This window comes from Neobacillus drentensis, assembly GCF_036966985.1.
Taxonomy (GTDB): Bacteria; Bacillota; Bacilli; order Bacillales; family Cytobacillaceae; genus Neobacillus; species Neobacillus drentensis_E.
In genome coordinates this window covers 1-10040 of sequence record NZ_JBALSN010000045.1, presented here as the reverse complement: position 1 = coordinate 10040, position 10040 = coordinate 1, and the positions used below count along the sequence as shown (strand labels likewise).

The window sequence follows — 10040 nt, the reverse complement described above, 5'->3', positions numbered from 1 at the left end:
AAAACTTATACTTATTATCATATAAAAACAAGCAGGCGCATGAAAATTTTTCATGCGCCTCCTTTTTTATTTATATTCTATTAAAACATCTTCCAACGGCAAACGAGTGGTATTAAAAGCAGGTGCTGCCGCCTTCCCCACTGAAATCAACACAATTGGAAATAGTCGATCTTCAACATTAAACATTTTCACAAATTTTTCTTTATCAAATCCACCCATGGGCACGGTGTCATATCCTCGATCTTTTGCAATCAACATCAATTGCATCGACACTAAACCAGCGTCAAATGAAGCAATATTTTTTAAGACTTCTTCTGAAGCAAATGGATAAGTTTTATTGGTTCCCTCAATTAATCGATTCATATTTGCCTCATCAATAAACCCTGCTTCAAAGGCACTTCGGTATACTTTTTCCACGCTTTTATACATTTCCTTGTCACCTAAGACAGCAATAACCGCTGATGCTGTTTCAACTTGTTCTTGATTATTGGCTACTGCTCTAAGCTCCTTTTTTAGCTCCTGGTCTTGGATTACAATAAAACGCCAAGGCTGTAGATTACTTGAGGATGGGGCTTGTGTAGCTNNTTTATTTCTTCTTTGGAAATTTGATAAGTTGAATCATATTTTTCTAACGGAGTGACGTTCTTTAATCACTTCAGATAAACTTTTCGTTAAGGTAGTTTGCATGAGAGTTTTCCCCCTAATAATTTTAACTTACTAATAGTAAGTGTAAAACAATCTTACTATTAGTAAGTGCCTTTCGTCAAGAAAATAAACTATGATATAATATAGTTAGAATAGTAAAAAAGAGGGATTTTAAATGAGTGAATCTAACTACCAAAAGTGTATGACTCCTTCTTCAGAGGAAATTAAGCATATATGTACCAATTTTCATAATGCGATTGAATTTATAGGTAAACGATGGATGGGTTCTGTTATTTTTTCACTGCTTGAAGGACCGAAGCGATACCATGAAATTGTTACATCCATTCCTGGAATATCTGACCGCTTGTTAACCGAGCGCTTGCGTGATTTAGAGAATGAAGGATTGATTGTTAAAAGGGTAATTTCCACATCACCTAAAAAAGTGGAATATGAATTAACTCCAGCTGGGAAGGATCTTGAAGAGGTTATCCATGTGTTATTGAAATGGATAAAAAAACGAGGAATATCCCGATGAAACAAAAAGGGTTACATCCATTTAATAGATGCAACCCTTAATTTATGGACTTGGCCGATGAAACAGCCCCATTACTTCAATGGTTTCTGTAATATTAACAAAGGCACATGAATCGACTTCCGTGATTAAGTTTTTCACTTCATTAAGTTCATATCTGGAAATGACCGTTATCAATATATTCCGCTGGTTATTTGAATACCCGCCGACACCATCCATAACAGTTAAGCCTCGATACAAATTTTTCAGTAAATGACTCCTCATCTCTTCGCCTTTATCTGTAATGATCATTAATGTTAATTTTGCGTGGTCCGTATAGATTGCATCGACTACTTTACCGGTCACAAAAATAGATACTAAGGTATAAAGTGCAGAATCCCAATCGAACAAAAAACCACTAATCAGAATAACTATCGCATTCATGCCTGAAAGTAAAACACCAATTGGAAAATCTCTTTTTCTGGATACAATCATGCCAATAATGTCAAATCCCCCAGTCGAACCGGAAGAACGGAAAACAATCCCGACACCTAAACCGGTTAGCGCACCACCAAAAATGGATGAAAGAATTCTATCATCAGCAATTGCATATACGGGAACTAAATACAGTCCTATTGAGATAATGATGACCGAAAAGATTGTATTCGCGATAAATCTTTTCCCCAACATTTTATATCCAATAAGTAATAAAGGAAAATTTAGCAGGAAATTTGCCACTCCAGTATTCACAGGGGAGATCATCCCTAGAATCATTGAAATTCCACTTAATCCACTGCTCAAGACTTCATGTGGGATTAAGAAAAGGTTAAACGCAACCACAACAATTAGAGATCCCAATATCATTCCAACAATCTGCATGCTAAAAATCCTCCTAATACCAACAGGCATTAATTCTATTTAAAAATAATACTCGATACTCTCACTTAAAGTAAAATAAAAAATTTATTTTAATAAAATAAATTATCTGTTTAATGATGATTAGAAGATTGCTTATTGACAATTCTATAAAAACTCCTATAGTATATTAGTATATTTAATTTCATATGATAAATCCTCATCAAACCGATGAGGTAGAGGTCGCGGTTTTTATTAGTAAAGTGGATGAGATGTGAGAGACATCCATGACTCTGCTTGAAAGGAAAAGCTGCCGAAGTGTACTTTTAACTCTTCAAAAAGTATGCTGGGTCTGTTTTCAAATAGGAACAGAACTGTCACGATTATTTCTACCAGCTAATCGTGTTGAGCTATCTTTCGGAAGGTATGATGCGGGGTATTGACAATGCCATCGATTATTCCTCGATGGCATTTTTTGTATTCCAAACTCCTTCTCGAAAAAAAGAAGAAAAGAGGAGTCTAGACTATGCAAACAGCTAGAGTATTAAAAGAGTCTGAATATACAAGTGATTTAACAATACAAAAAGCCCCATCGGAATTAAAAAGGGGATTAAAATCTCGTCATCTCACCATGATTTCCCTTGGCGGAACGATTGGAACAGGACTTTTTCTTGCCAGCGGAGGCGCAATCCATAGCGCAGGACCTGGTGGAGCCATTCTATCCTATCTTGTTATTGGTGTGATGGTTTTCTTTTTGATGCAAGGTTTAGCTGAAATGGGTGCCTATATGCCCGTTGCAGGAAGCTTTAGTACGTATGCCACCAAATTTGTCGACCCATCCCTTGGCTTTGCACTTGGCTGGAACTATTGGTATAACTGGGCCATTACCATTGCTGCAGAATTAGCTGCTGTAACGATGATCATGAAATTTTGGTTTCCAGATACACCGTCATTTATTTGGAGTGGTATCTTTTTAGTGATTATGTTTCTCTTAAACTACCTTTCTGTCAAAGGTTTTGGAGAGGCTGAATATTGGTTTTCCTTAATCAAAGTGATAACAGTTATTATTTTTGTTATTACTGGGACGCTAATGATTATCGGTATCATGGGTAACGAAGCACCTGGCTTCAAAAACTTCACGATTGGTGATGCACCATTCCACGGTGGTTTTTTGTCGATGCTAGGCATCTTTATGGCTGCAGGCTTTTCCTTTCAAGGAACAGAACTTTTAGGTGTGGCAGCTGGTGAAACAGAGGATCCAAAGAAAGCCATCCCACGTGCAGTAAAACAAGTGTTTTGGCGTATTTTATTATTTTATATATTGGCGATTTTAGTCATCGGTCTTCTTATTCCTTATACAAACGACAATTTAGCAAATGGCGATGTTACCGTGAGCCCATTTACTTTGGTTTTCCAAAAGGCAGGAATTGCTTTCGCTGCATCAATCATGAATGCAGTAATTTTAACTGCAGTTTTATCCGCAGGAAATTCAGGCATGTATGCATCAACCCGTATGCTTTGGGATTTAGCTCGTCAAGGTAAAGCCCCAAAATTTCTTGGTAAATTAAACAAAAGAGGCGTTCCAGTTAATGCCTTAATTGCAACAACTTTAGTGGGTACACTTGCTTTCCTTGCCTCATTCTTTGGTGACGGAACAGTGTATATCTGGTTGTTAAACGCTTCAGGGATGTCTGGCTTTATCGCATGGCTAGGGATTGCTGTATGTCATTATCGTTTCCGAAAAGCATTTATTGCCCAAGGTAAAGATTTAAGCTTATTACCATATAAATCAAAACTTTTCCCATTTGGTCCAATCTTTGCTTTTCTTGTATGTGGATTTGTTGTCTTAGGACAAAACTATTCAGCATTTACGGGTGATCAAATTGATTGGAATGGAGTATTAGTCTCCTACATCGGCCTGCCATTATTTTTAGTTGTATGGCTAGGATATAAATTCACTAAGAAAACGAAAGTAATTCCTTTAAAGGAATGCGACTTAAACCATTAATTGCAATAGAAATAGTACGCAAAATGCGTACTATTTTTTTAAAACAAAAAACAGACTCTATTTTTGAGTCTGTTTTTTATGCTTCTATGCTTCCTTCTCCTCTGAAGACCAAATATATAAATCTTCAATCCGGCAATTCAATTCTTTGGAAATGGTCATTGCGGTATTTAAGTTCATTACTTTCTTTGACAAGTAGTCGTTGAGTTGAGTTTGAGGAATATTTGTATTCCTTTCCAAACTTTCCAAGTCCATACCGTTTTTGGATAGTAATTCTTTGAGGTTACTTTTTCTTGCCTTATAATTTGTCAAAATGACACCTCACTTTCTTTAAAGCATAACACATTATGTTTTGTTTTGAAAGGAAGTGGGCTTTAAGATTTCCAATTGGGCTTAATTATCCAATAAGATAGCAATGAGTTTAGGGATTTTATGATATACTAAATAAGGAATAGGTAAAGGGGTGTTAAAGTGAAAAACTCAACCAATCTATACAAAAACGGACAATCTGTAAATATTATTGAAACTGGCGAAGTCGTCACCATTCTAAAATCACAATATGTAAAAAACATGAAAAGATATTCTTATATCGTTAAGGAACACCCGGAAACATTCTTTTTCGAAGAGGAATTAAAGGACCAATAATATCAAAAAAAGAGAAGACCAATTCGAAAACTGGTCTTCTCTTTTTAATTAAAACTCAGCATTCCCTGTCGTTCTTGGGAACGGAATAACGTCTCTAATATTAGTCATTCCTGTTAGATACATAATTAAACGCTCAAAACCAATACCATAACCTGAATGTTTCGTGCCGCCATACTTCCTTAATTCCAGGTACCACCAGTAATCCTCTTCAGTCATGCCAAGTTCATTTATTTTACCTGCTAAGATTTCTTCACGTTCTTCACGCTGACTGCCGCCAATCAATTCACCAATTCCCGGTACTAATAAATCTGTTGCAGCAACTGTTTTGTTGTCTTCATTTAGTCTCATATAGAAAGCTTTGATTTCTTTTGGATAATCAGTAACAAATACAGGTCGTTTAAATACCTTTTCGCTTAAATAGCGTTCATGTTCTGTTTGCAAGTCAAGGCCCCATTCAACTGGATACGCAAACGTTTCACCGGACTCCCGTAAAATATCAATAGCTTCCGTATAGGTCACACGGCCAAAGTCGGCTGTATAGGCATTATTTAAACGGTCTAGTAAACCTTTTTCAATAAAGCTGTTAAAGAAATTCATTTCTTCAGGAGCCTGTTCTAATACATAGCCAATTACGTATTTCACCATTTCTTCAGCTAGATCCATAATATCTGGCAGTTCAGCAAAGGCAACTTCAGGCTCAACCATCCAAAATTCTGCCGCATGTCTTGCAGTATTAGAGTTTTCTGCTCTAAATGTTGGGCCAAAGGTATAGACATTCCGGAATGCCAAAGCAAACGCCTCAGCAGACAACTGCCCGCTTACGGTCAAATTGGTTTCTTTGTTAAAGAAATCCTTGCTAAGATCCGTTTTGCCCTCTTCATTTTTTGGAAGATTGTCCATATCTAAGGTAGTTACTCGGAACATTTCCCCCGCACCTTCAGTGTCACTGCCGGTAATAATTGGCGAATGGACATATACAAACCCTTTATCTTGGAAAAATTTATGAAGCGCATAGGATGCAAGCGATCTTACACGAAAAACGGCTGAAAACGTATTTGTCCTTGGTCGTAAATGAGCAATTGTTCGTAAGTATTCAAACGAATGCTTCTTCTTTTGCAATGGATAATCCACATTTGACGTACCTTCAATCACAATGTCAGTTGCTTTAATTTCAAAAGGCTGCTTTGCTTGTGGAGTATGAATAAAATCCCCTTTCACCCTAATAGATGAGCTGATTGGGAGTTTGGCAATTTCCTTAAAGTTCGCTAACTGTTCATCAAATACAATCTGTACACCTTTAAAAAAGCTGCCATCATTTAATTCGATGAACCCAAAAGTTTTAGAATCACGAATGGTACGAATCCAGCCAGATAATTCTACCTTTTGATCAATATAGCTTTCGGTATTTCTGTATAAGTCCTTGATTAAGGCCTGTTTCATTGATTTTCCTCCTAAATCTTATGTAAAAAGGTAAAAAACCTTCCATCCCAATTGGGACGAAAGGTAATATTCCACCATACTATCATCGTTTTTCTTTTATCCCTTCAATATTATATAAAAATCATATCAAATTAGCAATATTCAACAAGATTTCCGTTTTAAAAGTAATTTTTTAGTTCGTTGTCGACTCTTTTGAAAAGTTGGAATTCTGTCCAGTAAATAGGACATTCAGCCATTTTATCCGGTCATAAAGCGCTTCTTCGCAGTTGGAAAATAAATGATTCGTATCATACCAACTGATTTTTTTAGGAGAGCTGGCAGTTGAATAAAAAGAGCTAGCTTGGTCTCGGTCGATGTATAAGTCATTTTCGGCGAATTGGAAAAAGATTGATGCTGGCGAAGCATTTTTAACATAATGAATCGCATCCAATTTCTTAAGACTCGATATAAAATATTCGAATCGTTCAGGAGGTAAAAAGCCACGAATTAGCATGGCTATTGGGTGCTCACTTGTCATTTGCATCTCTGACACTTGCCCATATCCTGAGATCAGAATAAAAGTTTTTACGCGAGTATCAATACCTGAAAGAATTCCACCCCACGCTGCCCCTATGCCTTGACCGACAAAAGCGATCTTGGATTTATCCACCTTTCCTAGCTCACTAAGCAATGTGATTCCCCTTTTTATATCCATTACTGTTTGAATGTATTTTTGAATATCTGCCATTTCTTCAATCGTTTTTGTAAACTCGTTCTTTCCTTGTAACTTTAGTTTTCCATTCCCTCTTAAGTATTGGGCTTCAATAAGCAGAGTAATATAGCCCTTGGTTGCTAGCATTTGGGCTTCACAGAAAAATGTTTTTCTATCTCCCTGACTTGGGTGCATATAAATGACTGCAGGAAGAGGGCCTAGTTTATCAGGTATGAATAGATAGGCAGAAACCTCGCCTTTGAAAGGGCTTTCATATTTGACATCATTAATGTGAAAACCATCTTTGGCAATTGATTTAACTACCTCAAATCCAGAAAGTTTTTCTTCCTTAAATTCAAACATTAACAACCGCCCCCGCGAAGATTCTTTATTATAATTTATTTGAATTTTCTGATTAATAGACCATGTATCCAAGATTCTTATAAAAAAAACATAATCTCTAAAGTTTTTTATAAATTTTCAGAATATTAGCAGGAAAAACGTTGCTTCTCGTCGAAATAGTAAAAAAATGTTATTTTTGATTATAGAGGAGTGTTAATTGTGGATAAGGTAACATGTATTGCCTACCTATTATACAAGTCATCTACGAATCAAGACATTAAAGAAAAAGCAATCCTTTTATTAAACGGAGATGTGTCCATACGAGATTTAAAAAGAAATACGTCTATTCAGGCACATGTGATCATCGCAGAATCACTACTGAAAAAAAACCAAATCGACAAGGATCAAGTTCAACTCTTTGCGGAGCAATTTATGTATTTGGAAGTATAACTTTTCAAGTTGGAAGTTATTGTCCAATTTGTTTTTCATAACAAAAAATACCACTTCCATTTTTCATGGTTGCTGAATTATAATAGGTAAATCCTAATTCTTCCCAAAAGCGTTGCGCTCGGATGTTCTCTTTTAATACACCAATTCTAACGACTTTCTTGCCTCGTTTCAGCATTTCATTTTCGTAGACTGCAAATGCCTGTGAACCGAAACCATATCCTTGATAATCACCATGCAGCAGTAATAGACCAAGCCATGGGTAATGGTCTTTCGGATTTTCTATCAAGTAATCAATTATTCCAATATACGTGTCATCAAGCTTAATAAAGGCACTGTTTGTATTAGGATTTAAGAATTCTTCTTCCATGTCAGCAAGTGTTCTGGCCTCTTTCCCATTTTCAAAAATATTATATTCGGGATTCGAGTTAATCATCTCGAGTGCGATATATAACGTTTCTTTTTTAACCTCTTCAAAATACATTGAAATTAGAAACCTCCATTTTATAGTTTTTCTAATATGATTATATCAAAATTGAATACTTTAGAAATGTTTGTCGAACAATTCATGTCATAATTTTTCAAATTGTTTAATACGTTTAATCGTTGTGTAATTTTTATAACATTACAAAACCAATTATTTTATTTATAGAAAAGGAGATTTTATTTATGCTACAAGTAGAAGTAACAGTAACTTTCGAAGGAAAAAGCTATTTAACAAATGTTATCGCCAATCGTGAAACTTCAGAGGATGAAATATTCCAACTTGCATTAGAACAAGTTCAAAAGCAATGGAAGAAATAATAAAAACCCAGCAGATGTGATTCTGCTGGTTTTTTTATCCGTTTATATTTAATCTCTCGTTACAATTTTTTGAATCTGGCGTGAATGAATAAAACGTAAAGTAATATAGGAAGTAATACTGCCAATTAACGCTAACAGCATGTCCCATTGGGTATCCCAGACATCCCCTTGAGTTCAAAGGAATGCCTCAGCTGCTTCTCCTGTTAACAAAGCCACAGTGAATTCGACTAATTCATAGGTTGCACTAATGGCTAAACATATGCAGATCACCGTGACGGGCAGCCATTTGGAACCCTGCAACGGAGAAGTTCTTATCAATAATTCACGGATAATAATTGCAGGAATAAACCCTTGTGCAAAGTGGCCAAGACGGTCATAATAATTGCGGTCCAAGTCCCAAATATCTCTAAACCAATTAAACAACGGCATTTCAGCATATGTATAGTGACCGCCAATAAATAAGATTGAAGCATGAACAAGGACTAAAAAATAAACAAGTATTGTAAATTGGAAGAAACGATAGGTTAACAATAAGATAAATACACCAATTAGCGCCGGAATCACTTCTAGCCACCACGTGAAACGATCATGCGGATGAATCGCCGACCAAATAAGTACAGTAGAGAAAAGCAGAAGAAAAATAATAAGACTTCGATGTTCCTTTAGCAAGTGAATACCTCGTTTCCAGGTTTGTTGTAGATTGCATGTATAAAAGTTGGTAAGAAAATACTTCTTTAATGAACTAAAAGAAACTGTATGTTTCTACAACGAGACATACAGTTTCCTTATTGTTAGATTACACTTGTTTTCTCGAATAAGTAAGTATCATTTGGCGTGTCTTCCATTAGGGGACTAATCCCTGATGTGGTAAGCAGATGAAGCTCATGCATGGCTCTTGTACAGACAGTATAAAATAATTTCCGTTCACTTTCTTCCTTGTATTGGGAACAATCGTACAAAATAACTGCATCAAATTCAATTCCTTTCGCTAGGTAAGAAGGAATGACAAGAATCCCTTTTTCATAGGAGATTGTTCCCTTCTCAATTAGATGCAATGAAATCTCGTTCTTAAGCGCACGATAGGCCCTTATGCTTTCATCAGAGGTCCTGCAGATGACTGCAATAGTACGATGTCCTTCATTTTGAAAATCTTTTATTTTCCTTACAATTAATCCTGTTCTACCATCCTCATCAATGACTGAAACTAACGGCTTCCTGCCCCTGCGATTAAAGGGTTCAATCTTTTCCCCGCCCTCAATCAACGTACTGGTAAAGTCGACAATTTCCTTTGTCGATCGATAGGTTTTGGTAAGAACAAACGCTTCGACCTCATCCCCCGCTTTGACTTGGTTAGTTAGAACAGTTTCCGCACCCGTAGCACCAGAAAATATTGCTTGATTAAAATCCCCGAGCAATGTCATTTTGCTATAAGGAAATAGAGTTTGAATAAAAGCAAACTGAAATGGGGAATAATCTTGTGCTTCATCAATAAAAATATGCCTTATCGCCGTATTAGACTTACGCCCCTCAATTAAATCCTGGAGATACACGTATGGTGTCGCATCCTCATATGGTATGACTTTCTCATTTAATTTATCCATCGTCTGTCTGCAAATTTTATTCCACTCAACCGGCAGGCTTTTATCCATATATTC

General features: G+C 36.2%; 11 protein-coding genes, 2 pseudogenes and 1 riboswitch. Of the genes and pseudogenes, 5 read left to right on the top strand and 8 right to left on the bottom strand.

What is annotated here, in order from left to right; translation table 11 throughout:
* Positions 1-66: 66 nt before the first annotated feature.
* Positions 67-573, bottom strand: a pseudogene (locus tag V7659_RS03385) (nitroreductase family protein); the annotation flags it as partial.
* Between the two features lie 247 nt (positions 574-820).
* On the opposite strand from V7659_RS03385, the gene V7659_RS03380 reads away from it, so the two are divergent.
* On the top strand, positions 821-1180 hold the full coding sequence (locus V7659_RS03380) for a winged helix-turn-helix transcriptional regulator (protein WP_335538095.1): 360 nt from the start codon (positions 821-823) through the stop codon (positions 1178-1180).
* 42 nt (positions 1181-1222) lie between these two features.
* On the opposite strand, the gene V7659_RS03375 is transcribed toward V7659_RS03380, so the two are convergent.
* Positions 1223-2035, bottom strand: a complete 813-nt coding sequence (locus tag V7659_RS03375; RefSeq protein ID WP_335538094.1) for a YitT family protein — start codon at positions 2033-2035, stop codon at positions 1223-1225.
* Positions 2036-2240: 205 nt separating this feature from the next.
* Positions 2241-2432: riboswitch (Lysine riboswitch) on the top strand.
* Between the two features lie 105 nt (positions 2433-2537).
* Here V7659_RS03375 and V7659_RS03370 point away from each other — a divergent pair.
* Complete coding sequence (locus tag V7659_RS03370) at positions 2538-4019, top strand: amino acid permease (RefSeq protein WP_335538092.1); 1482 nt, start codon at positions 2538-2540, stop codon at positions 4017-4019.
* An 84-nt stretch (positions 4020-4103) separates the two neighbouring features.
* On the opposite strand, the gene V7659_RS03365 is transcribed toward V7659_RS03370, so the two are convergent.
* Complete coding sequence (locus tag V7659_RS03365) at positions 4104-4328, bottom strand: helix-turn-helix domain-containing protein (RefSeq protein WP_335538091.1); 225 nt, start codon at positions 4326-4328, stop codon at positions 4104-4106.
* A gap of 159 nt (positions 4329-4487) precedes the next feature.
* Here V7659_RS03365 and V7659_RS03360 point away from each other — a divergent pair, with 159 nt between their 5' ends.
* Positions 4488-4661 (top strand): hypothetical protein, encoded by a 174-nt coding sequence (locus V7659_RS03360; RefSeq protein ID WP_180230150.1) that lies wholly within the window; start codon positions 4488-4490, stop codon positions 4659-4661.
* Between the two features lie 48 nt (positions 4662-4709).
* Here V7659_RS03360 and asnS read toward each other — a convergent pair whose 3' ends face one another.
* A complete protein-coding gene (gene asnS, locus V7659_RS03355; RefSeq protein WP_335538090.1) occupies positions 4710-6101 on the bottom strand; it encodes an asparagine--tRNA ligase in 1392 nt (463 codons plus the stop codon).
* A gap of 172 nt (positions 6102-6273) precedes the next feature.
* Complete coding sequence (locus V7659_RS03350) at positions 6274-7155, bottom strand: alpha/beta hydrolase (protein WP_335538088.1); 882 nt, start codon at positions 7153-7155, stop codon at positions 6274-6276.
* 198 nt (positions 7156-7353) lie between these two features.
* Here V7659_RS03350 and V7659_RS03345 point away from each other — a divergent pair, with 198 nt between their 5' ends.
* A complete protein-coding gene (locus V7659_RS03345) occupies positions 7354-7584 on the top strand; it encodes a hypothetical protein (protein ID WP_335538086.1) in 231 nt (76 codons plus the stop codon).
* 16 nt (positions 7585-7600) lie between these two features.
* On the opposite strand, the gene V7659_RS03340 is transcribed toward V7659_RS03345, so the two are convergent.
* The gene (locus tag V7659_RS03340; RefSeq protein ID WP_335538084.1) at positions 7601-8065 is read right to left on the bottom strand and encodes a GNAT family N-acetyltransferase; all 465 of its coding nucleotides are present in this window, start codon (positions 8063-8065) and stop codon (positions 7601-7603) included.
* 185 nt (positions 8066-8250) lie between these two features.
* Between V7659_RS03340 and V7659_RS03335 the strand changes: the two genes are divergently transcribed.
* Positions 8251-8385 carry a BA3454 family stress response protein gene (locus V7659_RS03335; RefSeq protein ID WP_335538083.1) on the top strand — a complete coding sequence of 45 codons (135 nt, stop codon included), beginning with the start codon at positions 8251-8253 and terminating at the stop codon, positions 8383-8385.
* 48 nt (positions 8386-8433) lie between these two features.
* Here V7659_RS03335 and V7659_RS03330 read toward each other — a convergent pair.
* A pseudogene (locus V7659_RS03330) lies at positions 8434-9060 on the bottom strand (DUF2238 domain-containing protein).
* 116 nt (positions 9061-9176) lie between these two features.
* Positions 9177-10040, bottom strand: an 864-nt coding sequence (locus tag V7659_RS03325) for a UvrD-helicase domain-containing protein (protein WP_335538081.1), incomplete at its 5' end; no start/stop codon positions are given.

Coding starts and splice junctions, on each gene's coding strand:
- V7659_RS03380 (WP_335538095.1), top strand. CDS start 821: ATGAGTGAATCTAACTACCAAAAGTGTATGACTCCTTCTTCAGAGGAA.
- V7659_RS03375 (WP_335538094.1), bottom strand. CDS start 2,035: ATGCAGATTGTTGGAATGATATTGGGATCTCTAATTGTTGTGGTTGCG.
- V7659_RS03370 (WP_335538092.1), top strand. CDS start 2,538: ATGCAAACAGCTAGAGTATTAAAAGAGTCTGAATATACAAGTGATTTA.
- asnS (WP_335538090.1), bottom strand. CDS start 6,101: ATGAAACAGGCCTTAATCAAGGACTTATACAGAAATACCGAAAGCTAT.
- V7659_RS03350 (WP_335538088.1), bottom strand. CDS start 7,155: ATGTTTGAATTTAAGGAAGAAAAACTTTCTGGATTTGAGGTAGTTAAA.
- V7659_RS03340 (WP_335538084.1), bottom strand. CDS start 8,065: ATGTATTTTGAAGAGGTTAAAAAAGAAACGTTATATATCGCACTCGAG.
- V7659_RS03335 (WP_335538083.1), top strand. CDS start 8,251: ATGCTACAAGTAGAAGTAACAGTAACTTTCGAAGGAAAAAGCTATTTA.